Here is a 24,084-nt window from a genome sequence, read left to right on the forward strand (position 1 = left end):
GATGGTGGGAATTGTAGTTGTATCTCATAGTCGTCGCCTTGCAGAAGGGGTGGCCGAACTTGCCACCCAAATGACGCAAGGCAAAGCTAAGCTTGCGATTGCTGCTGGGATTGATGATCCAGAGAACCCGATCGGAACCGATGCCATTGCCGTGATGGAAGCGATTGAGCAGGTACAAGATAAACAAGGGGTTGTTGTGTTGATGGATCTTGGCAGTGCGTTGCTTAGCACGGAAATGGCTCTGGATCTGATTGATGATCATGTGAGGGAAAATGTCACCCTTATCTCGGCACCTATTGTTGAAGGAACCATGGCGGCGTCGGTGGCTGCCGCCGCCGGACTGCCTTTATCGACGGTAGTCGAAGAGGCACAGAATGCGTTAAGCGTAAAACAAGAGCACCTTGGTGATCAGCCACTAACATCCGCTGAGATAGCGCCAGTATCAGAGAACTTTGAGCAAGAACGGACATTTGATTGGGTAGTGCAAAATCCGTATGGATTACATGCTCGTCCCGCTGCGGCCATTGTTGGTGCACTCGCGCCTTTTGACTGCCAATTATGGTTGAAAAAAGGCGAGCGCCGTGTGAACGCGAAAAGCTTAAACAGCATTGCGAAACTTGGCGTTCGTAGTCAAGATACGATCACCTTATGCGCACTTGGACCTCAATCCAGTGAAGCAATCAAGGCATTTGAAGCCTTAGCTTATGAGCACTTCGGAGAAAAAGAGGCGGTTGAGCAAGGCATTATCGAACCTGAAGAAAGTTCAGATACTCTGCTCGATGGCATGGCCTCAAATCAGATTGAAGGTGCTGTTGTTGGTATTCGAGTCAATGACGGTATCGCTACTGCTCCTGCTGTCCTTTTTACTCATGAAATGCCAGCAGTGCCTGAACGTGATTTCCAAAGTGAACAAGATGAAATTGAACGGGTTAAGCGTGCGATAGGCGTGGTTGTTCAACATTTGCAGGAGCAAGCGAAGCAGCCGAAAGGGGAAATATTTTCCGCTCATAGCATGATGCTCAGTGACCCAGAATTATGGGCATCGGTCGAGTCGCGAATTCAAACGGGCATGATAGCCGAGCAAGCTTGGGTAGAATCACTGCAAACGTTGGCCGAAGAGTTTCGCCAGGCAGAAAGTCAGTACATGCGGGAACGCGAAGCAGATGTGCATGATATCGCACGCCAAGTTATGGTCGAAATGACAGGCGTAACGCCTAATGCCATCGACATTCAGGAACCGAGTATTTTGTTGGCCCGCGACCTGATGCCTTCTGATGTGGCCGGGCTTGATAAATCGAAAGTGCTTGGTATCTGTTTGAGTGAGGGAGGGAAAACCTCTCACAGTGCGATTCTTGCTCGTGCGATGGGGATTCCTGCCATCGTTAAAGCTCAGGGCTGCCTTGATGCTGTGCGCGCTAGTCAAGTGGTGACTATTGATGGCTTCCGAGGGCATTTATGGTTTTCTCCTTCAGATTCCGTACAGCAGGAATTAGAAGCGCAACAAATTGAGTGGCAAAGCATCCGACAAAGTGCGCTAGCGAGTGCTCAGCAAGCCGCAGTCACCTGTGATGGTGTCCATATTCCAGTATTCGCCAATATTGGTGGACCGAAAGATATTGATGATGCACTAACATCAGGAGCTGAGGGCGTTGGTCTATTCCGGACTGAGTTTCTATTTCAAAACAGTGATGAGTTGCCGACTGAGGAAGCGCAATACCAAGTGTATCGTGATATTGCTGCCGCACTTGGTGATAAGCCACTTACGATTCGTAGTCTAGATGTTGGCGGTGATAAGCCTTTAGCCGCTTATCCTATGCCAGCAGAAGATAATCCATTTTTAGGTTTGAGAGGGGTGCGGTTGTGCCTTCAACATGAGTCATTGTTTACCGCTCAACTTCGAGCCATTCTGAGAGCCTTTCACGAGCAACCGAATATTCAATTGATGATACCGATGGTGGCTCAGGTTGAAGAAGTGAGAAAAGTAAAAGTGCTGTTGGCGCATCAAGCAAACCAACTCGGCTTGGATGCGACTCATTTGCCCGTTGGTATTATGATTGAGGTACCAGCCGCGGTGTTAAATGCTGATGCGTTAGCCCAAGAAGTCGACTTTTTCTCTATCGGCACCAATGATTTGACTCAATATGTTATGGCCGCCGATCGAGGTAACGCCGCTGTTGCTGAATTGGTGAACTACTTTGAACCATCGGTACTAAAAGCCATTGAGCTCACGTGTGCAGCAGGCGATCGCGCGGGCATACCGGTTAGTATGTGTGGTGAGATGGCTGGCGATCCAAATGCCACAGAAACATTGCTTCGCGTGGGGTTGCGAAAATTCAGCGCCAGTTCGAGTATGCTCCCGGGACTAAAAGCGCAGATTCGTCAGTTGTCTGTCGATGTTTAATCGATACCTTATCGTTAGTACATCTGTACCGGCGTGCTTACGCCGGTTTTACTTTTGTTCTAGGAACGCCAATTCACGACTTAATACAGCTTCATTTGCTCCTGCAGCCCAAACTTATTAATTTTTCTCCATAAGGTCGTGCGGCCAATTTGCAATGCTTTCGCCATATCATGCATTTTGCCATCACACTGATTCCAAGCTTGAACGATAGCTCTTCTCTCGGCTTCTTCTAACGTGATTACTGGCGTATTTTCTGCGGTATGGCGAGAATTCAGTTTAATGTCTTCAGGAATATCGTTCAGCTTGATTAAGTTCGAACTGCGATTAAGCAAAATTCGCTCAGTTCGGTTTCTTAATTCGGAGTTATTGCCTGACCAACGAAAATTCATCAACGCTTCCAGTGCGACTGGCTCTATCGAGATAGTCACATTGTGGCGGCGTTCGTAATGGCTGATAAGCTGCTGGACGAGAAATTCAATGTCTTCTTTACGCTTTCGTAGTGGTGGAATGTGCAGCTCGTTCGAGGAGATTTCATAATAAAGTTGCCGACCAAATGAGCGCTGAGTGACATACTCGCTGATCTCTGAAGCGGTGCTCGTGATAAGTTGAAAGTCTACGGGGATCAATCGCAAACTGTCGCTGCGGCTGACGAGCCCAGTTTTTAACAACTTAAGTAGCACGGCTTGTAAATCGGGCGACAGATATTCCACCTTTTCTAAAAAGAGCGTACCGCCATGGGCGAGCTCAAACTTTGAAGGCATGCCTTGCCCTTCGTCATACCCCAGAGTTTCTTTGACCAGTTGCTCTGTATTGATGGAGCGGCAGTTGAGCGTAATGAACGGCCCTTCTTTGTAGGTGCTTTCGTTATGAATCGCCATGGCGAGAGTGGCTTTTCCTACACCTTCTTCACCCGTAATTAGAATCGGTGATTTGGACTTTATGGCCCGTTTTGCCACGGTAATGACATGCTTCATTTTTCGTGAAATGACGGGCAAAGTGCTGAACGTATAGCGCGCACTGCCACCTATTTGTTGTTGAGCAAGTTCGCGAATTTTATCGATAGGGTGCAAGAACAATAAGTGTGTGCCGTCATTGAGTGGACGCAAGGTGATGATCGCCTCAACAAACTCGCCACGAACCTCTACCGTTGTGAGTTTACGGTTTATGCTCGCACCTGACTCAATACTAGTAAGGACATTCGGTGGGAAGCGTAAAACAGAAAAGACTTCTGTATCCAAGACCTGACTGGCTTCAATGTTTAACAAGCGCTCTGATTGGTGATTTACCATGGTGATACGGCTTTCTTCATCCCAGGCCAGAAGGCCGTCATCCATGCACTCTAACGTTGCGTTATGCGCACAAGTGAGGCGGTTCATGTTTTCTTGTTCCGACTGAATGTGGATTTGCAAGCTGACTTCTTTCGCGCTCGACGCGATGATGACTAAGTCTTCTTTCTTATAGCTTTCCGCTTTTCTGAAAAGGCATGTTGTACCGCGTAATTTGCCAAATTGGTCGAAAACAGGCGCCGCTACAGAGGCATAAGAGTGCAAGTGGCGATTGAAATGTTCGGCAGCAAAAACTTCACACGGGATATGAGTGTTGATACAGAGATTGACTGCATTTGTGCCTATCTTTCCTTCGGAGAGAAAACAGCCTTGTTTTATGCCGAGCGCTTGCATCTCTTGTCGCATAGAGTCGTGCCCGACGGTGGAGAGAATACAGCCGTTGCCATCGGTTACCATCAATACCAGGTCTTCGTCACCAAGCATATCGTACGTATCTTCAAGTACGGTCGTGGCGCATTCGATGAGATGTTCGTTGCGCTTCATTAGAGATGAGAAGGTAAATCCAGAGGCAATATGTGGTTTTGACCAGGTGTAAGGGCTGCATTGCTTTATGCAACGCTCCCACGACTCGAGGACGGGAGTGCGGGAAAATTCTGGAGATACCCAGTGGTGTTTCTGGAAAAACTCCCACTTAGTTTTAGTGTCTTCGATTGAAAGCATGCGATACCGTTTCAATACTAGCGATAGATTGGTCTGATGTTACAGAGACATCGGAATATGGACTGTGATGGCTTTCACGCACGTTGTATAGAAGAATGTGCAAAAAGAGGGGGGAGTTGAGGAGGCTTCCTTGCCAGTTTTTCGATTAAAAAGGGCTGTCTTTGCCGAGCTCATTGCAAATCTCGACAATGGCAAGTGAGAGCCCTGACTTAATGATTTGTTGTTGACGTTGCAGTTGTAGCTGATAAAACTCAAGGTCGATGTCGTCATCTGGTTCGCTGACTTCCAGTTGTACCATACCCATCTTCTTCACCAAGTGCAGTTTCTTAATTGGTTCTAGAATATTCGGGTCAGTGAATTCGTAATCTGAAGCGTCACTATTGAGTTGGTTTTTGAGTTTGATGATGTCTTCGATGTCGTGGTAAATGTCATCGGGGAGCACTCCCAAGCCAAACAATAACTTCAAACGAACAGACAGATCGCCCAGCGGTCCAGAGTCTTGTAACAGCGGACCGACAACCGATTGAACAGCGAAGTTATCTTTACGAAAGATTCTTTGCACCAACCCGTCGATCGAATCGTTAAAAACGTCGACTGCTGCAATGAAAAAGCCTCGTACCGATGGTGCGCTGTTTAATCGCTCAATGATCTCGGTTTCGTTGATGTTATCTGCCATATACTGAATACATTTCTAATTATTAGCTATCCCAACTCTTCAAGCAGAGAAGGACATAGAAGGGGAGCCGAGCTCCCCTAGGTAAATCAAAGTTGGTTGTAAAGTGTCTCGATTTGAGCCACTTCATCACTGTCTTCTGCAAGACCTGTGTATGTCGCTAGCGTCTTCTTCACACCCACTTCTTTTAATGAGGTTTGCAGTTCTACTGCTTGTGGGTCGGTGTCGTTAGTGTACTTCAACGCAGCGGCAATGCCTTTCAAAAGTGTTTTATTTTCAGTGCCATACTCAATTGTACCGAGTAAAGGCTTCACTAATCTATCGTTTGCACCCAATTTTCTAATTGGTTGACGACCTACGCGATCCACCTCATCCACTAAGTATGGGTTGGCAAAGCGTCCTAAAATCTTCTCGATGTAGGCGTTGTGCATGTCACGGTCGAAGCCGTAGCGTTTGATCAGCACTTCACCACTCTCTTGCATCGCCTGTTTTACTTCAGCGTGAATGCTTGGGTCTTCAATTGCTTCACGAATGGTGCGATGGCCTTTCAAGCAACCTAGGTAAGCGGTAATGCAGTGGCCTGTATTGAGAGTGAATAGCTTGCGTTCTACGAATGCCATTAGGTTGTTGGTTCTTTCCATGCCAGCTATGTCAGGGATTTCGCCCTTGAATTGCTGCTCATCCACAATCCATTCGCTAAAACTCTCTACAGTGACTTCTAGTGGGTCATCGTTCGCCGCTTCTGCTGGTGGTACGATGCGGTCCACTGCGGAGTCGACGAAGCCAACTAGCTCGTCTGCTTTCGCGTGTAATGATTCATCCAAATGTTTGTACACTTCACCTTTTAGGTGAGTCGTGCCACGAACCATGTTTTCGCACGCGATGATGTTCAATGGTTTATCGTTACCTGCTGCAAAGCGTTTAGCAATGCCGGTAGCGATGGTTTTTGCAATGATGTCCAGTACGTTAGGGCCAACCGCTGTTGTTACCAAGTCGGTTTTTACAATGCGGTCGATGACATCTTCACTGGCTGAGTTTACCGCGGTGACGTGAGTTACTGTGTCGATTTGGCACTCAGTACCGACCACTTTTACTTTGTATTCTTGCTTGTGACTCAGTTGGTCGACGAGTGGAGCGTCAACGTCTGCAAATGTGACCTCGACTTCTGCATCTGCTAAGAGTTTTCCGATGAAGCCACGACCAATGTTACCTGCGCCAAAATGAACTGCGTTTTTCATAATTCTTACCTACCAATGTCTAAAATGTTGACTTACGAAACTAGGGGGAGGCCAACCGCATAGGGGGTGACAGCTGACCTCATTTGCCTCAGGAGCAAATTAAAGGGGTAATTAAGCCGCTTGTTGACCGCCAAGGATGTTCAGAATCTCTTCCACATCGTTGGTGCTGGTTAGCTTCTCAATTGCCTCCGGCTCATCGAGCGCGTTCGTAATGGTGGTAATCACCTGGATGTGCTCATCGTTCTTAGCGGCAATGCCGATAACCAGTTTCGCTACATCATCGTCGTCTTCAGTAAATTGGATACCCGATGGGTATTGGCAGATTACAATGCCGGTTTTCTTCACGCGGTCTTTCGCTTCTACCGTGCCGTGAGGCACTGCGATAGATTCGCCTAGGTAAGTTGGAACCAATGCTTCACGCTCAAACATCGCGTCTACGTATTCTGGTTCTGCGTAGCCAAGTTCGACCAACTTGTTACCCGCGAAGCGAATCGCTTCTTCTTTGTTGGCAGCTTTCAAACCTAGGTGAATGTTTTCACGCTGGATTTGGAACACCGACGTTTGCTGTGGCTCGAAGTTGTCGTCGTTTGCTGCCACGAGCGAAACTTTTACCATTTGGTCGTCATTGGCTGCGGATTGGTTTTGCGCTGCTAGTAGTTTGGTGACTAGCTGGTTGTACATCTCGCTGTCTAGGAAGTTAGTCAATGAAATGTGGTGTGCGTTTGGAGCATGCTTACGTGCACGATCCGTTAAGTCTTTATGAGTAATCACGATATCTGCACTCTCTGGTAAGCTGTTAATGGCAAGGTTGGTTACGTGGATGTTCAGACCTGCGTCTTGAACCTTTTTGCGTAGCATGCTCGCGCCCATTGCACTCGAGCCCATGCCCGCATCACAAGCGACAATGATGCTTTGTACTGTCGCTAGGTCTACGTCACCTTTGCTTTGGCTGTTTACCACCGCATCGTTTTTAGATGCAGATTTCATGTCTTTCATTTGTGATGTTGCTTTTTCTAGTGCTGCTTCATCACCGTCTTCTTCTGTGGACGTTTGTGTCTTCATTAGTAGTGCTGCTACCGCGAATGACACACCTGTTGCTGCTGCGATAGACGCTAGAACACCAACGATTGAGCCTTTCTGAGTCATCAACAAGATTGCAAAGATTGAACCTGGTGATGCTGGAGAAACGATACCTGCGTTAAAGATAGTTAGAACGAATACGCCAGTCATACCACCTGCGATAGCCGCAAGGATTAGGCGAGGGTTCATTAGGATGTATGGGAAGTAAATCTCGTGGATACCGCCGAAGAAGTGGATGATTGATGCACCACCTGCAGTTTGACGAGCCGTACCTTTACCAAACACCATGTAAGCTAGCAGGATACCTAGACCAGGACCTGGGTTTGCTTCGATTAGGAAGAAGATCGATTGACCTGTTTCAGACGCTTGTTGGATACCCAGTGGAGAGAAAATACCGTGGTTGATCGCATTGTTTAGGAACAGGATCTTCGCAGGTTCAACGAAGATTGAAGTCAGTGGTAGTAGGTGAGCAGAAACTAGGAAGTTAACGCCAGCCGCCAAGCCACCAGAAAGAATTTTTACGAATGGACCGATAAAGATGAAAGCAAGGATCGCACATAGCATGCCGATGATGCCCGCAGAGAAGTTGTTAACCAACATCTCGAAGCCACTTTTTACTTTACCATCGATGTAGTTATCGAATTTCTTGATAGCCCAGCCGCCCATTGGGCCGACCATCATTGCACCCATAAACATTGGGATGTCTGTGCCGACAATCACACCCATTGTTGTGATTGCACCGACTACCGCACCACGATCGCCACCAACTAATTTACCACCGGTGTAACCGATAAGTAGTGGCAGCAAGTAGGTAATCATTGGGCCAACCATAGAGGCTAACGTTTCGTTTGGTAGCCATCCTGTTGGGATAAATAGAGCAGTGATAAAGCCCCACGCGATAAACGCGCCGATGTTTGGCATTACCATGTTTGACAGAAAACGACCAAAATTTTGTATCTTGATCTTGGCATCTGGTGATATCATAACAATTCCCCGTTCGATGTTCTGATGAATCTTGTTGTAGTAAACGGTTCGCCAAAACCGTTTGTTTGATTGCTTAGTACCCAATCAATTTACCACACATTTTCCAATTGGAACTGACAACGGGTTTTTTGTGATCTACGCCCGCATTTCTTAGGCTGAGAAACGGTTTTTAAGTGACCAAGTTCAACTTATTAACTTGTAACTTAATAACAAAAAGCCACTTTCAAATCTGTCAATAAAAATCTTAGTGATCAATCCGATCTTCTGACAAATTTAAAATTAAAATACCTTGTGACTTTGATCACTTTTAATTTTTTTTGAAATTCGAATTAAATACTTGTGATGATCAATATCACGTTTTGTGTTGAGTTGTGGTGAATTTAAAGTGTGACTTGGATCTGTTTTTGTTTTTTGTGAAAGTTTGTGACGGAATTGGCGAGATAAATGCTATCTAGATCTTTCGATAGATTGTATCTATAAGAGTCTTTTCGGCGCACTTCACGGAGCACGCCTAATTAGTTAATGAAAGGGTAAATAAAGAGAGTCGCCACACGGTTCTTCTTGTGATTCCCAACTCTCTATTTAATCACTGTTCTTAATCATCGTTGCTATTTAGTATGATAGACGAGGTAGTCATGAGCTTGCTCGCGTCCCATATACCTTGCCAACGTCTTTTCTTGAACATCGCGCAAATCCACCATAATCAATCCATCTAGAGCGTTATTGAATGCAGGGTCGACGTTGAAGCATACCAGCTTGCCATTGAGGCTTAAGTACTGACGCAGCAAAACGGGCACTCCTTTCCCTTCATCGATTCTGGCAATGACACGTGACAATAGCTGTAAATCACCCAGAGCAGTGAGCATGCTGGTGTTCCAGTCACGGTGGTGCTCAGGAAGTGGGTTAGAAGGTGTGACATACTCTGCGCAGTTGTTATCGTAGTGGTGAAGCGTCATTGATTGAGCCAGCAGTTGGCGTGCAGTATCACTATAGTCGTTGCTAATGCTTACCGGACCAAATAGGTGAGTGTAATCTGGGTTTTGATGAACGAACGTTGCGATGCCTTTCCACAGCAGCAGTAGCGCGCTCATGCTCTTTTGATATTGCTGTGCAATCACAGAGCGCCCCATCTCAATGGATTTACCCATTTGGTCGATAAAGCGTTGGTCATAGTTAAACAACGTTCGTGAATACAGACCTGCTACGCCGCGCTTTTGAATCAGTTGATCAACCAGACCTAAACGATACGCGCCCACCAAGCATTGGTTCTCTCTGTCCCACACAAACAGATGCAGGTAATCATGATCGAAATGGTCAATGTCTATTGCTAGTCCCGTCCCTTCGCCAACTTGTCGAAAATTGAGCTCACGTAGGCGACCAATTTCATGCAGTAGGGAAGGGATATTCTGCGACTCCGTGCAGTAAACATCGAACTCACCACTTGTTAGCAGCTTGGACTCTTTTGGTAAGTTGTTCTGTTCTTCAAGCAATTCGCCTACGGGTAACCCTGCCGCTATTGGTGAGAGCCGTTCTGATGAGGAAGAGGGCTTCACCGATTGGGTTTCACGATTGAGTAAGTAAGTGTTGAGCCGCAAATAGTTCACCACTTGATCATCGCTAAGTGTGTTCAGCTCTTTAAATTTTATCGCTTGGCCAAAGGATAAGTTGATGGTTTGCGCCTGTTTGTTCAGCAGTTCTCGCCCAAGCAGTAGGGTGCGCAAAAGTGGATGGATTTTCCCTGCCATATAGAAGCGTTTCGAGTTCTGACCACTGATGAATACTGGAACTGTCGTTGCTTTGTTTTTGCGGATTAGGCTACTTACGCTTCGACTCCACGCTTTATCTTCCAAGCGTTGCTGTTTGGCATCGACTAACTGGGAAACCTCACCGGCAGGAAAGACAAGCAATAAGCCGCCACTTGCTAGGTGTTTATTAGCCGCTCTGAGGGCCTTCATATTCGATTTGACGGCGTCTTTGCCTTCAAACACATCGACACCAATGAAGAGCTGATCTAACTCCGGCACGGTTTTCAGGTATTGATTGGCTAGAATTTGGATATCGTCTCGTACCATCAACAAGAGTTCGGCCAAGATGACGCCTTCCACACAACCAAGCGGATGGTTCGCCACAATGACGGTAGCACCTTGTTTAGGTACTGAGTCGAGTGAACCATGAGCAATGCGATAATCGATACCTAAGATATCCAGCGTGAAGCGGAGAAAAGTTTTGATATCGGAATTAACGGGGCGTTGAGCGTAGAACTTATCAAGTTGGTTTAAACCGGTTGCCCATTCAGCAACGTTTTCACCAATGCCAAACGGCGTTTTACGAGGGAGACGAAAAGGGGTTGAACTATCCATATTTACCTCAGCGTACAAGTTGCTGATTGGATAGTAGAAATTACAGATGACAGTTCAGAGGCAAAAGCATGAGCCTTTGGTGACAAACTAATGAAGCTTTATTGACTAAAGAAAACGGTATATCACTGTGCTATGAATCAAAACTCGCGTTATGTCTCCCTCTTAAAACAATAGATAGGCTATCTTATCTAGAACAAAGATTAAGCTAAGTTGATATTTATCAGGGGGAAATAATGGAACGAGTTTCCAATAAAGCAGCACTTTGGATTGGGCTAAGTTTGATACTTGGTCTTGGCATCCTTGGCTATTTTATGCAGCAGACGGCGGTGAAATACCGAGCCTATGAAAGAGTCGTTACAGTAAAAGGTTTGTCGGAGCGTGAGTATCCTGCTGATACGGTGATTTGGCCGATTCAATTTACTCTAGCGAGTAATGATATGGGGGCCATGTTTGATGAAATTGACCAGCAAACCCGTTTGATTTTGGACTTTCTAAGTGCCAAAGGGCTTCCTGAAACCAGCGTTTCCCTTTCTTCCCCAGCGGTCATTGACAGAAAAGCACAGCAATATGGGAGCGAGCAAGACATTGAGTATCGTTATTTGGCCTCGCGAACCGTTACGGTTTACAGCCAGAGTGTTGATGTTGTTCGAGCGGCAATCAATGAAATAGGTGAGCTAGGAAAACAAGGCGTTTTGCTTAACCAAGATCCTTATGCAAATCGTGTTGAGTACAGCTTTACTAAGCTGAATGATGTGAAGCCAGACATGATCGAAGAAGCGACTAAGAATGCGCGTGAAGTGGCTGAGAAATTTGCGAAAGACTCACAGAGTTCACTGGGTAAGATCAAACGTGCAACTCAAGGGCAGTTCTCGATTTATGACCGAGACAGCAACACGCCTTACATTAAGAAAGTACGAGTGGTATCGACGGTTCAATATTACCTTTCTGACTAAGTAAAAAGCCGCTCAGTACGAGCGGCTTTTTTAATGTGGTGACTTAAAGAATTGGATTAATGTCCTGAGTTGTCAGCTCTGCCTCGACAACATCAACTGGCGTGTAGTGCTGGTAAATCAAGAAACCGTCTTCTGAAGTTTCATGAGCGTCTGGCGTATCAATATACGCAGTACATGTGTAGCCAATGCTGTAAGTACCCGGGCCGATGTAACCAAACTCGTAGCTGTAGGTTGTATTACCTTCTTCGTCTTGCGATTCATTCACGTTAGCTACCGCAACTGGCGCGTTGAGTGGATCTGTCGCACCCATATCGCCCATGGTTGAGCGATCCATTGAACCTGTATACAGATAAACAGAGTGAACGGCAGGAACGTCATTTATTGCATTTGATGCGGCACTGTCTGCTTCACATGCTTGATACTGAATTTCACTGACTTCACCACTAATATGACCTGATTCTGATGCGTTTACTAAGCTTACCGCATTAGAGTTCATGTTCATGTAATCTTTGCCTGTTGGATCCGCCAGACCTTTGCGTAAGCCAAACTCGACAACATAGCTATTATGACCAGTATGAACTTTTACATACTGACCTTTTTGCGAAAACTTTAAGCGACCTTGATCGCTCGTATCTGGTTTAAAACCAAAACAGCTGCCTCGGCTAGGTACAACTAAGCCTTTGATGTTGCCGTCTGTCTTCTCTACGTATGACAGTGTTGTATCGTTTAATTGTTTGCCGTCTTTAGCGTACACACACATAGCATAATCACCAGGAGCGATGTCCTGTTCGTGAATGATCGTTTTAGCGTTGCTTCCCTGATATTCCATTAGATCAACTTGGTGTAGTGCTCCATTGTCACTAGCATCTAACAGAATGTGTTCTCCAGTTTGCTCGCCAGTTTCAGGGTCAAATGGTACAAGGACAACATCTTGAAACGCTAAAACGACTTTGTTGGCATCGTTGACAGGAGCATCGGAAACGCTGAGAGAAAAAGTGGCTGCTTCTGTATCGGATGAAGAGTCGTCGCTACCGCAGCCCGTCAATAAAAGACCACCTGAGATAGCAAGTAAAGGATAGGTATATTTTTTCATTATGACCTCTTGTTTACACTGCTGATAAATGTAAAAGGCTAGTCTCAAAGTCGAGAAATGATGTCATTGTATTGTGATAGAGAGGTCAATCTTCAATGGTGCTATATACAAGTCCTTTTTTATAAAACTAAGTTCTTAACTGTGATGAGGGGAGTTTGATGATAGTCAAGCTGGCTTCTTTCTTATGAGCGTAAGTTAGTATGACTTATTGCTAGAAGGAATTAGTATCATGGCATACAAGCACTTTATTAGAGAACTACTGGGTTTAGCGATTGTTGTCTCTGTCGTCTTTGGCGTATTAGGCGTGATGTTAGAGCTCTTCGCACTGACGGCACTTTGGGAGCATCAGCAAACGATAGCCGATGTTTTCTTCCATGAATCTCTCTACTTCATCGTATTTTTAATCCCACCATACTTCCTCTGGAAGTTGATTAACCGTCCTGAATTGGTTTCTGCTGACCAAGCTTATTTGGCAATGAAGTTAGAGGCTGAAAGTCGACAATGAGTCGATTTAGTGAGTAATGAAAAGAAGAGGCTATGAGAAAACATTAGCCTCTTTTCTATCTGATTCGTGGGGCAAAGTATTCGCTGCTTTATTGATTAAAAAGCTGCTTCGATTGTGCCTTTGAAAGTGCGATCGAGATAATCACGAATCGCTTGAGATTGATAAATAGAAACGAACTTTTTATACGCTTCATTATTTTTGTCTGCGTCACGAGTGGCGATGACCATGACTGCTAATGGGGCGTCTTTTGCTTCAAGATAGATACTTTGTTTCTTCGGATCTAAACCAGAAGACATTACGTAGTTCATTGTAATCGCAGCCGCGTCCACATCATCTAATGTTCTTGGTAGCTGAGCGGCATCTACCTCGACAAATTCAAATGATTTTGCGTTTTTTGTGATATCAGTTAGGGCGGCTTTATGGCCAACACCCTGTTTCAGCTCAATTAAACCTGCATCGGCGAGTAGCAACAGACCACGACCACCGTTGGTAGGGTCATTTGGAAGCGCTATACGTGCATTGTTTGGAAGCTCTTGCAGTGAGCGATACTTATTGGAATAAAGCCCCATACGCATAAGAATGGACTGACCAATTGATACTAATTGGGCGTTATGGCTACTGTTGAAGTTGTCTAAAAATGGCTGGTGCTGATAGCTATTAATATCGATGCTACCATCGCTAAGAGCGGCATTAGGTGTCACGTAGTCAGAAAACTCAATGACTTCGACATTCAAACCTTGCTTCGCTGCCTCCTTCGCTACCGCCTCGACTACTTGTGCATGTGGTCCAACTGTCGCGCCCACTTTAATGACAGAGTCATCTTTTTCTCCACAAGCGCTTAAGCCGACTACTGCCGTGAGAATCAAAGCTAGTTTCTTTAAGTGACCAATACTTTTCATTGTAGCTCCATTTTTTATTTTAGACGTCCATACGTTTATATGTCCATCCTATCAGAAGTTGTCTGAGGGTCAATGGTTTAAATCACGAGCGGACATTTTGTTTCATTGCTACATATAGAAAGCCGGATAATAGTTAAAGAAAAGGGGAAGAGGAAAAGCTATTACGAGGTTAGTGACGAGTTACCGCAACTGTACCCAAAGATATAAGATACAAAAAAAGCGTAGTAGGTATTAACCTGCTACGCCTTTCGGAATATGGTGGCCCCTCGCAGACTTGAACTGCGGACCAATCGATTATGAGTCGACTGCTCTAACCACTGAGCTAAGGGGCCTTAATAGGACAACGATTATAGGGGAAGCGTTGCAAGGTGTCTAGATACCAACTAGGGCAATTGCGCTTAGTTTTTATCCACTTAGAACAGTAGATAATAAAAAAGGTGACCTAAAGTCACCTTTTTTGATTTCTAAAAGCTTGTATGTGCTGCGATTATTCGTCTAGGAAGCTGCGCAGAGTCTCTGAGCGGCTTGGGTGACGAAGTTTACGTAGTGCTTTTGCTTCGATCTGACGGATACGCTCACGAGTAACGTCGAACTGCTTACCAACTTCTTCTAGAGTATGGTCAGTGTTCATGTCAATACCAAAGCGCATACGAAGTACTTTCGCTTCACGTGGTGTTAGACCTGCAAGCACGTCTTTTGTTGCCACTTTAAGGCTAGTTGCTGTTGCAGAATCTAGCGGAAGTTCTAGCGTTGTATCTTCGATAAAATCACCTAGATGCGAATCTTCGTCGTCACCGATTGGTGTCTCCATTGAGATAGGCTCTTTAGCGATTTTTAGAACTTTACGAATCTTGTCTTCTGGCATTTGCATGCGCTCTGCCAGTTCTTCCGGTAGTGGCTCGCGACCCATCTCTTGCAACATTTGACGAGAGATACGGTTTAGCTTGTTGATCGTTTCGATCATGTGTACCGGAATACGAATCGTACGTGCTTGGTCCGCGATTGAACGAGTGATTGCCTGACGGATCCACCACGTTGCGTAAGTCGAGAACTTGTAACCACGACGATACTCGAACTTATCTACCGCTTTCATCAGACCGATGTTACCTTCCTGGATCAGATCCAAGAACTGTAGGCCACGGTTGGTGTATTTCTTCGCGATAGAAATTACAAGACGCAAGTTTGCTTCAACCATCTCTTTCTTCGCACGGCGAGCTTTTGCTTCACCGATAGACATACGACGGCTGATGTCTTTAATGTTTTGTACGTTTAGAGAAGTCTCTTCTTCAATCATTTTTAGCTTAGCGATTGAACGACGGATTTCTTCTTCGTTACGTTTGATCTTTTCAGCGTATGGCTTGTCTGAAGCAAGAACTTCATCCAGCCAAGCTTCACTTGATTCATTACCAGTGAACAGCGCGATGAATGATTTCTTCGGCATTTTGCCGTATTCAACCACTGACTTCATGATCAGACGCTCTTGAGTACGAACGCGATCCATAGCAGTACGCAGTTCATTCACTAGGTGATCAAACTGTTTAGGCGTTAGACGAAACTCGCGGAATACGTCTAGCATCATTTCATTAGCAACGGTTGCTTTCGGGCTGTTATAGCCGTACTCGTTGATTGCTAATTGAAGATTTTGATAGGTGCTGCGTAGTTGGTTGAATTTCTCTAGCGCTAATTCTGGATCGATACCTACATCTTCTTCAGAATCATCTGAATCGTCATCGCTATCTTCGTCGTCATCAACGTCTTCATCGTCTTCTTCTTCTAACTGAGATTCAGTCAGTTCAGAACCGATGTGTGTTGCCGTTGGTGCTGCGGTGTCGTCAGCATCTGGATCTACAAAACCTGAAATTAGGTCTGTAAGACGTAGTTCTTCAGCTTGAACTTTGTCAAATTGCTCAAGAATGTACGGAATTGTGCCTGGGTATTCAGCAACAGACGATTGAACTTGGTTAATACCTTCTTCAATACGTTTTGCGATGTCGATTTCGCCTTCGCGAGTTAGAAGTTCGACAGTACCCATCTCACGCATGTACATACGTACTGGGTCTGTTGTACGACCAATCTCACTCTCTACGCTAGAAAGTGCAGCGGCTGCAGCTTCGGCTGCATCTTCATCGGTAATATTTGTGTCATCGTTCAGTGCTAAATCATCAGCATCAGGAGCAGTTTCTACTACCTTAATGCCCATGTCGTTGATCATCTGAATGATGTCTTCTACCTGTTCTGAATCTACGATTTCAGCAGGTAGGTGGTCATTTACTTCGGCGTAGGTCAGATAGCCTTGTTCCTTGCCTTTAATAACAAGTGACTTTAGCTGTGACTGCGGATTGTGATCCATAGACGGTATCCAACTTCGTAATCTGGTGAAGGAATCAGTATGCGAAATGCAAACCACTTACTATAACAAATTAAATCGTTGCTGACTAATTAAACAGGGTTACGCTTTTAAATCTAGCATAAGTGCTAGCAGCTCCCTTTTCTCTTCGGCTGATAAACCGACACTTCTTGCTTTGGCCTGCAGGTTTTCAATTTGTTTTTCTACGCACTGGGCAATAATTTTATCCAGTGAGTCTAAAAAGATTTCTTCTTGGTTGTCCTCATCGAGTGGAATGTCCCAACTCGCGAGACGAGACAGAAGGGTCTCATTTTGGCTGTTTCGCCAATACTCTAATAATTGGCCTGTGTTGATATGGGGATGCGCTTGGCATTTATCAAGTACATCAACAAATAAACTTAGACCAGGAATGGGCAAATCTCTAACGCTAGTTAGATCTGGCACCATACTTACGTATTGTGGGTTTTGAATCAGTAACGCGATCACTTCTCGCATCGGCGTTCGCTTGATTTCTTTATGAGGTTGAGGCCTTTTATCCTCTTTACCTTGTTTTGAAATTAGCTGCTGTAGTTGGCGTTCATCAACTAAACCCAAACGGCGGCCAAGCAATTCTCTCAAGTATAGTCTTAAAGTGCCGCCAGGGACTTTATCAATGAGAGGAACCGCAAGAGTACTCAGTTTTGCCATGCCTTCTTTCGTGCTCATATCGACCTGCTGAGTCAATGAGCTGAACATGAATTCAGACAAGGGCATCGCATTAGACACTTGCTGCTCAAATGCTTGTTTTCCGTTTTGTCGGATATAAGAGTCGGGATCTTCTCCATCCGGCAAAAACATGAATTTTAACTGGCGACCATCAGTTAGGTAAGGCAATGCATTTTCCATGGCACGCCACGCTGCTTCACGGCCTGCGCGGTCACCGTCATAACAACACACGACGGTGCTTGTTTGCCTGAATAACACTTGCAAGTGATCGCCCGTTGTCGAGGTTCCCAATGAGGCAACGGAATAATCTACGCCATATTGAGCAAGCGCGACAACATCCATATAGCCTTCAACCACTAAAATTTGTGGTGGCTCACGGTACGCTTGTAGTACTTCATAAAGGCCATACAACTCTTTACCTTTATGAAATATCGGGGTTTCGGGTGAGTTGAGATATTTTGGTGTCCCATCACCTAATACTCGACCACCAAAGCCTATTACTCGGCCGCGTCTGTCTCGAATAGGAAACATCACTCGACCACGGAATCGGTCGTAGCGGTTGCCTTTATCGTTTTCAATCAACATGCCGCCTGTGACGAGCATGTCTTGGTTTTCTTTATTCTGGCCAAAGTTCTTACGAACTAAATCCCATTCATCAGCCACATAGCCGATGCCAAACTTCTGGACGATTTCACCAGACAGGCCACGATCTTTTAGATACTCAATCGCCACCTTACTTGCTGGCTGTTTGAGTTGGTTACGATAAAATTGAGCAATGCTGCCCATTAAGTCGTATAGGTTACGTTTTTCACTGCTGCTTGCTTGTGGGCCTGACTGAAACGAACCATTACCGCCGCCACGTTGTTCTCGAGGAACATCTAAACCCAAGTATGAAGCGAGTTCTTCAATGGCTTCGACGAATTCTAGTCGGTCGAATTCCATCAAAAAATCGATGGCATTTCCGTGCGCGCCACAACCAAAACAATGGTAGAACTGCTTTTCTTGACTGACACTGAATGAGGGTGTCTTTTCGTTGTGGAAAGGGCAGCATGCGCCGTAGTTTTTGCCTTTTTTCTTAAGTTTCACACGTGCGTCGATGATATCGACAATATCAAGTCGAGCTAGAAGGTCATCGATAAAACTGCGAGGGATGTGTCCAGCCATAAAACCTAACAAAAAAAGAAGATGATGAGTGGAGTGAATGCCTTAAAAGAATGAGCGTATTGCCCATTGATTTCATTCCATCCATCCAGATACAAACAAGCCGTGCGCTCCAAAGGATAGCACGGCTTGCTGCAATTGGGTGGGGTACCTTAAGCCAATTTAGCGCGAACTAAACCGCTTACTTTACCCATATCTGCACGCCCTTGAATTTGCGGTTTCAGAACGCCCATTACTTTGCCCATGTCTTGCATGCCAGCTGCTCCAGATTCAGCAATCGCGTTCTCGATGAGAGCCGCTACTTCTTCGTCTGTCAGTGGTTGAGGCATAAAGTCCTCAAGAACGGTAATTTCTGCTTGTTCCGCATCAGCAAGATCTTGACGACCCGCTGCTTCAAACTGCGTTACAGAGTCGCGACGTTGTTTAACCATCTTGGTCAATACTGCAAGAATGTCGTCATCGTTCAGAGTAATCTGTTCGTCAACTTCACGTTGCTTGATTGCTGATAGGGCTAAACGAATAGTACCAAGGCGCAATTTGTCCTTGGCTTTCATCGCTAATTTTTGCTCTTCTTTGAGTTGATCAATCAGAGCCATAACTAAATTCCTTTTGGAGCTCAGTTATTAGTACAGGCGAACGCGACGAGCGTTTTCACGAGCTAGCTTCTTAGCGTGACGCTTTTGAGCTGCTGCTTTAGCGCGTTTGCGAACTGTAGTTGGTTTTTCGTAGTGCTCACGACGACGCACTTCAGAAAGGATACCTGCTTTTTCGCAAGAGCGCTTAAAACGACGTAGAGCAACGTCGAACGGTTCGTTTTCACGTACTTTAACTACTGGCATATGCCTTTCACCTCAGGGGTTATTCGTTAACGCTGGTATTCAACAGACCAAATCACAATTGTTAGGTCTCTTACCAGCTTGATCAAAAATGGTGCGGAATTTTAATCCGATCACAACTACTTTGTAAAGCCTTTTGTCGATTATTGTCTGTACAAAATTTGTTTGCAGCACCAAGGCGAGGTAATATGACGCCCAAATTTCCTCTATACAGAAAGCATACTGAGAAAACCATGCGCATTATTGGTATTGAAACCTCTTGTGACGAGACTGGCATCGCAATTTATGACGATGAAAACGGTCTCTTGTCACACAAGCTATACAGCCAAGTAAAACTGCACGCAGATTACGGCGGTGTGGTGCCTGAGTTGGCTTCACGTGACCACGTAAAGAAAACCATTCCTCTTATTAAAGAGGCACTAAAAGAAGCGAACTTAACTTCAAAAGACATCGATGGTGTCGCGTATACCGCAGGGCCTGGTCTTGTTGGGGCGCTATTAGTGGGTGCGACTATCGGTCGCAGTATTGCTTATGCTTGGGGAGTGCCAGCGGTACCTGTTCATCATATGGAAGGTCACCTATTGGCCCCAATGTTGGAAGATAACCCTCCACCGTTCCCGTTTGTGGCGGTATTAGTATCGGGCGGTCACTCTATGATGGTGGAAGTGAGAGGCATCGGTGAGTACAAAATTCTAGGTGAGTCGATTGATGATGCGGCGGGCGAAGCGTTTGATAAAACAGCGAAGCTAATGGGTTTGGATTACCCAGGCGGTCCACTATTATCTAAACTGGCGGAAAAAGGTACACCGGGTCGCTTTAAGTTCCCGCGCCCAATGACGAATGTGCCAGGTTTGGACATGAGTTTCTCTGGTCTAAAAACCTTTACGGCTAACACGATTGCTGCAAACGGTGATGACGAGCAAACTCGCGCGGACATCGCATTAGCATTTGAAGAAGCTGTGTGTGCTACGTTGGCTATTAAATGTAAGCGCGCGCTTGAGCAAACAGGCATGAAACGTATTGTTATTGCTGGTGGTGTGAGTGCTAACCGTCGTTTGCGAGCTGAGTTAGAGAAGTTAGCGAAGAAAGTTGGCGGCGAAGTTTACTACCCACGTACTGAGTTCTGTACAGATAACGGTGCGATGATCGCTTACGCAGGCATGCAGCGCTTGAAGAATGGCGAAGTGGCTGATATGTCAGTAGAGGCTCGTCCACGTTGGCCAATTGATCAACTAACACCTGTCGCTTAATCAAATTTATGCGGTAGGTTTGAAACCGGTTCTGTGTAATAAAGGTCTCTGCTCCTCAGAGGCCTTTATTTTTAATTATTCAATGAACCGCCTCGTTTTACATTCTGACTGATGCGATCAGTTCGCGATTGTTTCAGTGCTAGGGTGACGTGGAAGAATAAGAAATGGATATAACAATGAATAAGTTTGAAATTGAAGGTCAGCAACTTGCTTATCTAGATAAAGGTGAGGGCCCTGTGCTTCTATTTGGTCATAGTTACCTTTGGGATAGCCAAATGTGGGCGCCACAAGTTGAGGTTTTAAGCCAGTCATTCCGTTGTATTGTGCCAGATCTTTGGGCACATGGTGAATCGGACGCTGCACCTGCATCGACACAGTCATTGGCCGACTATGCACAACATATGTTGGCATTGATGGATCATTTAGATATCGAAGAGTTCTCGATAGTGGGCTTATCTGTTGGCGGCATGTGGGGAGCAGAGCTAACGGCTCAAGCGCCGCAACGTGTTAAGTCACTGGTATTGATGGATACCTTCATTGGCTGGGAGCCAGAAGTTACGTATAAGAAGTATTTTGCAATGCTTGATACCATCAGCCAAGTCCAAGCAGTGCCTGCGCCAATTATTGAAGCCGTTGTGCCATTGTTTTTTGCTGATAACGCTGAGCAGGTGAATCCTGAGTTGGTCGCTGCATTCAAACGCAGTTTAGAAAGCCTGAGTGGTGAGCGTGCGGTGGAAGTAGCTCGCATGGGGCGCATGGTGTTTGGTCGCCGTGATGTGATTGAAGATTCGGAAAAATTCGCTCTGCCGACGTTAATTGCGGTGGGCTGTGAAGATAAGCCTCGCCCGGTTTTCGAATCGTATTTAATGAAAGACTGTATCACGGGCAGTGAGTTGGTAGAAATTCCGCAAGCTGGACACATCAGTTGTTTAGAGCAACCTGAGTTCGTCAACCAGATGTTGTTGAACTTCCTGAATCGAGTTCATGCATAACCAATACATCCTTCTTTAAACGAAAAACTCGGCATTAAGCCGAGTTTTTTTGTGTCAGTTTTTTCTCGCCGATTTTTGGCTCGTCGCCAGACAAAAGCCGACGAATATTTTGATGATGCTTAAATACGATTAAGCAGCACAGCATAGCAACAGGTAACGTGTATTGCGGTTTAAACATCCAAGTATAAAACGGAGTGACCAAAACCGTGACGAGAGCCGCTAAGGATGAATAGCGGAATAGCGCGGCTACTGACAGCCAAGTTAACATTACCAATCCTGTTAAGTCCAAACCAATCGGAGCGATAGCGCCAAGCGCGGTTGCGACACCTTTTCCGCCTTTAAAGTGGAAAAAGATGGGGTACATGTGGCCAAGACAGGCAGCAATGGCGATGACGCCAAGAATGATAGGGTCGATACCAAGAAAGTATCCGCCCCACACGGGGATAGTGCCTTTGAGCATATCGCACAACAAGACTGAAACAGCGGCTCCTCGTCCGCCAATACGCAATACGTTCGTTGCTCCAGGATTGTTAGATCCCACACTGCGTGGGTCTGGCAGTTTTAAGAGTCGACAGATCAAAACCGCACTGGAAACCGAACCTAATAAATAGGCGGCCATTGTCATTATCAGTGCCAGTGCGTCCATAGAAGTCCTTGATGGATTGGAATTTAATGCTCGGTTCCCGCGTAGTTGCTATCATACCCCGAATTTACATAATGCAGAAATCCTCACTGTGATAGAGCTTGCATTATGTGATTTCTTGTATATAAAGATGCTTTCGCAGTTTATACCTAAGTAACATTGTGATGACCAAAGTAAATGTTACTTAGGTATAGAATACTACGATCAAATTACCCCTCACGGGTATCCGACCTCTGTAATAGAAGGACATAAGATGGCTCTGGATAAAGTTTTTATTGAACAGTTAGAAGTAATCACCACCATTGGCGTGTACGACTGGGAACAACAAATCAAACAAAAGTTGGTTCTAGATATTGAAATGGCACACGATAATAAACCTGCGGGCAAAAGTGATGATGTGCAAGATGCACTGGATTATTCGCAGGTGAGTGAGGCGGTACTTAACCACATTGAAAATGGTCGTTTCCTACTGGTCGAGCGCGTGGCTGAAGAAGTAGCAGAGCTTATCATGCAGCATTTCTCTGTGCCTTGGGTGAAAATCCGCCTAGCGAAGCCTGGCGCCGTGCCGCAAGCACGTGCTGTTGGTGTGGTGATTGAGCGAGGCCGAGCATGATCACCACCTATATCGGTGTTGGGACGAACGTAGAAAGAGAGCAACATGTGCTTGCTGCGTATCAGGAGCTGCAACGGCTTGGAGAAAATCTCCTCGTATCACCGATATATGAATGCGAACCTATTGGTTTTAGCAGCAAGAATTTCTACAACTTTGTCGTTGCAATGCGTACCGAGTTGTCATTAGAAGAGTTGAGCCATCAATTACGCGAGATTGAATTTAAGTGGGGACGCGAAGAAAACGCGCAAAAGTATCAGGATCGAACACTGGATCTCGATATAGTGTTGTTCGGTGAGCGCGTCTCCAAGAAAAAACCTGAGCTACCTCGCAGTGATATCTACAAATATCCTTTTGTCACAAAGCCGCTGTATGATCTCGAACCGCAATTAGTGATCCCAGGTGATGGACGCACAGTCGCAGACATTTGGCATGCTATGCAGCCAGTCGATTCGCTCAAACCCGTTTCCTTTCATTTTTAATTTGAGTTGTTTACATGAGTTATTTTGAAGCCTTTATTTTGGCTCTGATTCAGGGGCTGACAGAGTTTTTGCCTATCTCAAGCTCTGCCCATTTGATCCTGCCTTCCGCTATTTTAGGATGGGAAGATCAAGGTCTAGCCTTTGATGTTGCTGTTCACGTCGGTACATTAATGGCTGTCGTGATCTATTTTCGTCATGAAGTAATCACTTTGTTTCAAGCGTTATTTGCTTCGATCTTTAAAGGAGATCGCAGTAAAGAAGCTAAATTGGCTTGGATGATCGTGATTGCGACGATTCCAGCTTGTGTGTTCGGCTTATTGATGAAAGACATCATTGAAGTGTATCTACGTAGCGCTTACGTCATCGCGACTACTACGATCGTATTTGGCCTGTTGCTATGGTGGGTAGACAAAAACGCTAAACTCGTTGCCGATGAATACCAAACGGGTTGGAAGAAAGCTGTATTTATCGGTATTGCTCAAGCCTTAGCGATGATTCCTGGAACTTCACGTTCAGGGGCGACCATCACAGCAGCGCTTTACCTTGGCTTTACTCGAGAAGCGGCTGCCCGATTTTCGTTTTTAATGTCGATCCCAATCATTACATTAGCTGGTAGCTACTTAGGTATGAAGTTAGTGACCAGTGGTGAACCTGTCCATGTTGGTTTCTTAATGACTGGCATTATCACATCGTTTATCAGTGCGTACATCTGTATCCACTTCTTCTTGAAGATGATTTCACGCATGGGCATGACACCGTTTGTGATTTACCGTCTGATTTTGGGCGTCGGTTTGTTCGCTTTTCTATTAAGTGCATAATTGATGTTAACGAAAAACGCCCGCGAAATCCGCGGGCGTTTTTGTTTG

20 protein-coding genes and 1 tRNA gene are annotated in these 24,084 nt (G+C 45.5%); 8 read left to right on the top strand and 13 right to left on the bottom strand.

Going from position 1 to position 24,084, the window contains the following annotated elements:
* Position 1 precedes the first annotated feature (1 nt).
* Positions 2-2,401: a phosphoenolpyruvate--protein phosphotransferase gene (gene ptsP / locus R7Q48_RS17270; protein WP_256903139.1), complete on the top strand. Its 2,400-nt coding sequence runs from the start codon at positions 2-4 to the stop codon at positions 2,399-2,401.
* An 80-nt stretch (positions 2,402-2,481) separates the two neighbouring features.
* Here the strand turns inward: ptsP and dhaR are convergent, their stop codons facing one another.
* From dhaR to R7Q48_RS17295, 5 genes are all read right to left on the bottom strand, one after another.
* Entirely contained in the window at positions 2,482-4,407 is a 1,926-nt protein-coding gene (dhaR, locus tag R7Q48_RS17275; protein WP_213871832.1) for a dihydroxyacetone kinase operon transcriptional regulator DhaR, read from the bottom strand.
* 145 nt (positions 4,408-4,552) lie between these two features.
* The gene (locus R7Q48_RS17280) at positions 4,553-5,083 is read right to left on the bottom strand and encodes an MltR family transcriptional regulator (protein ID WP_005379708.1); all 531 of its coding nucleotides are present in this window, start codon (positions 5,081-5,083) and stop codon (positions 4,553-4,555) included.
* An 86-nt stretch (positions 5,084-5,169) separates the two neighbouring features.
* Positions 5,170-6,318: a mannitol-1-phosphate 5-dehydrogenase gene (locus R7Q48_RS17285; protein ID WP_053306863.1), complete on the bottom strand. Its 1,149-nt coding sequence runs from the start codon at positions 6,316-6,318 to the stop codon at positions 5,170-5,172.
* A gap of 111 nt (positions 6,319-6,429) precedes the next feature.
* On the bottom strand, positions 6,430-8,382 hold the full coding sequence (locus tag R7Q48_RS17290; protein WP_005379710.1) for a PTS mannitol transporter subunit IICBA: 1,953 nt from the start codon (positions 8,380-8,382) through the stop codon (positions 6,430-6,432).
* A gap of 608 nt (positions 8,383-8,990) precedes the next feature.
* Entirely contained in the window at positions 8,991-10,742 is a 1,752-nt protein-coding gene (locus tag R7Q48_RS17295; RefSeq protein WP_256903138.1) for a lysophospholipid acyltransferase family protein, read from the bottom strand.
* Between the two features lie 233 nt (positions 10,743-10,975).
* Here R7Q48_RS17295 and R7Q48_RS17300 point away from each other — a divergent pair, with 233 nt between their 5' ends.
* The gene (locus R7Q48_RS17300; RefSeq protein ID WP_005379714.1) at positions 10,976-11,695 is read left to right on the top strand and encodes an SIMPL domain-containing protein; all 720 of its coding nucleotides are present in this window, start codon (positions 10,976-10,978) and stop codon (positions 11,693-11,695) included.
* Positions 11,696-11,738: 43 nt separating this feature from the next.
* On the opposite strand, the gene R7Q48_RS17305 is transcribed toward R7Q48_RS17300, so the two are convergent.
* Positions 11,739-12,788 (bottom strand): DUF4382 domain-containing protein, encoded by a 1,050-nt coding sequence (locus tag R7Q48_RS17305; protein WP_318132391.1) that lies wholly within the window; start codon positions 12,786-12,788, stop codon positions 11,739-11,741.
* A gap of 229 nt (positions 12,789-13,017) precedes the next feature.
* Between R7Q48_RS17305 and R7Q48_RS17310 the strand changes: the two genes are divergently transcribed.
* Positions 13,018-13,293: a hypothetical protein gene (locus tag R7Q48_RS17310; RefSeq protein ID WP_005383040.1), complete on the top strand. Its 276-nt coding sequence runs from the start codon at positions 13,018-13,020 to the stop codon at positions 13,291-13,293.
* Positions 13,294-13,388: 95 nt separating this feature from the next.
* Here R7Q48_RS17310 and R7Q48_RS17315 read toward each other — a convergent pair whose 3' ends face one another.
* The 6 genes from R7Q48_RS17315 to rpsU all read right to left on the bottom strand — a co-directional run bounded on the left by R7Q48_RS17315 (position 13,389) and on the right by rpsU (position 19,244).
* The gene (locus R7Q48_RS17315) at positions 13,389-14,192 is read right to left on the bottom strand and encodes a MetQ/NlpA family ABC transporter substrate-binding protein (protein WP_017633488.1); all 804 of its coding nucleotides are present in this window, start codon (positions 14,190-14,192) and stop codon (positions 13,389-13,391) included.
* Positions 14,193-14,448: 256 nt separating this feature from the next.
* A tRNA-Ile gene (locus tag R7Q48_RS17320) sits at positions 14,449-14,524 on the bottom strand.
* Between the two features lie 155 nt (positions 14,525-14,679).
* Positions 14,680-16,542 (bottom strand): RNA polymerase sigma factor RpoD, encoded by a 1,863-nt coding sequence (gene rpoD, locus R7Q48_RS17325; RefSeq protein WP_005395986.1) that lies wholly within the window; start codon positions 16,540-16,542, stop codon positions 14,680-14,682.
* Positions 16,543-16,641: 99 nt separating this feature from the next.
* Positions 16,642-18,408, bottom strand: a complete 1,767-nt coding sequence (dnaG, locus tag R7Q48_RS17330) for a DNA primase (protein ID WP_256903133.1) — start codon at positions 18,406-18,408, stop codon at positions 16,642-16,644.
* Positions 18,409-18,557: 149 nt separating this feature from the next.
* Positions 18,558-19,001 carry a GatB/YqeY domain-containing protein gene (locus R7Q48_RS17335; RefSeq protein WP_054574265.1) on the bottom strand — a complete coding sequence of 148 codons (444 nt, stop codon included), beginning with the start codon at positions 18,999-19,001 and terminating at the stop codon, positions 18,558-18,560.
* 27 nt (positions 19,002-19,028) lie between these two features.
* Positions 19,029-19,244: a 30S ribosomal protein S21 gene (gene rpsU, locus R7Q48_RS17340; RefSeq protein WP_001145625.1), complete on the bottom strand. Its 216-nt coding sequence runs from the start codon at positions 19,242-19,244 to the stop codon at positions 19,029-19,031.
* A gap of 230 nt (positions 19,245-19,474) precedes the next feature.
* Between rpsU and tsaD the strand changes: the two genes are divergently transcribed.
* Both tsaD and R7Q48_RS17350 read left to right on the top strand, forming a co-directional pair.
* A complete protein-coding gene (tsaD, locus tag R7Q48_RS17345; protein WP_005379854.1) occupies positions 19,475-20,491 on the top strand; it encodes a tRNA (adenosine(37)-N6)-threonylcarbamoyltransferase complex transferase subunit TsaD in 1,017 nt (338 codons plus the stop codon).
* A gap of 176 nt (positions 20,492-20,667) precedes the next feature.
* Positions 20,668-21,483, top strand: coding sequence for an alpha/beta fold hydrolase (locus R7Q48_RS17350; protein WP_213886513.1), 816 nt, complete (start codon positions 20,668-20,670; stop codon positions 21,481-21,483).
* 34 nt (positions 21,484-21,517) lie between these two features.
* Here the strand turns inward: R7Q48_RS17350 and plsY are convergent, their stop codons facing one another.
* Positions 21,518-22,129 carry a glycerol-3-phosphate 1-O-acyltransferase PlsY gene (gene plsY, locus R7Q48_RS17355; RefSeq protein ID WP_005379857.1) on the bottom strand — a complete coding sequence of 204 codons (612 nt, stop codon included), beginning with the start codon at positions 22,127-22,129 and terminating at the stop codon, positions 21,518-21,520.
* A 250-nt stretch (positions 22,130-22,379) separates the two neighbouring features.
* On the opposite strand from plsY, the gene folB reads away from it, so the two are divergent.
* From folB to R7Q48_RS17370, 3 genes are read left to right on the top strand one after another with little or no spacing between them, the layout of a single operon-like run.
* Positions 22,380-22,739 carry a bifunctional dihydroneopterin aldolase/7,8-dihydroneopterin epimerase gene (gene folB / locus R7Q48_RS17360; protein ID WP_213966847.1) on the top strand — a complete coding sequence of 120 codons (360 nt, stop codon included), beginning with the start codon at positions 22,380-22,382 and terminating at the stop codon, positions 22,737-22,739.
* The gene (folK, locus tag R7Q48_RS17365) at positions 22,736-23,218 is read left to right on the top strand and encodes a 2-amino-4-hydroxy-6-hydroxymethyldihydropteridine diphosphokinase (protein ID WP_005387457.1); all 483 of its coding nucleotides are present in this window, start codon (positions 22,736-22,738) and stop codon (positions 23,216-23,218) included. The genes folB and folK overlap by 4 nt, the downstream gene beginning before the upstream one ends.
* Before the next feature lie 14 nt (positions 23,219-23,232).
* Complete coding sequence (locus R7Q48_RS17370) at positions 23,233-24,036, top strand: undecaprenyl-diphosphate phosphatase (protein WP_017820255.1); 804 nt, start codon at positions 23,233-23,235, stop codon at positions 24,034-24,036.
* The last annotated feature ends 48 nt before the right edge of the window (positions 24,037-24,084 follow it).

This window comes from Vibrio sp. 378 (assembly GCF_033339435.1).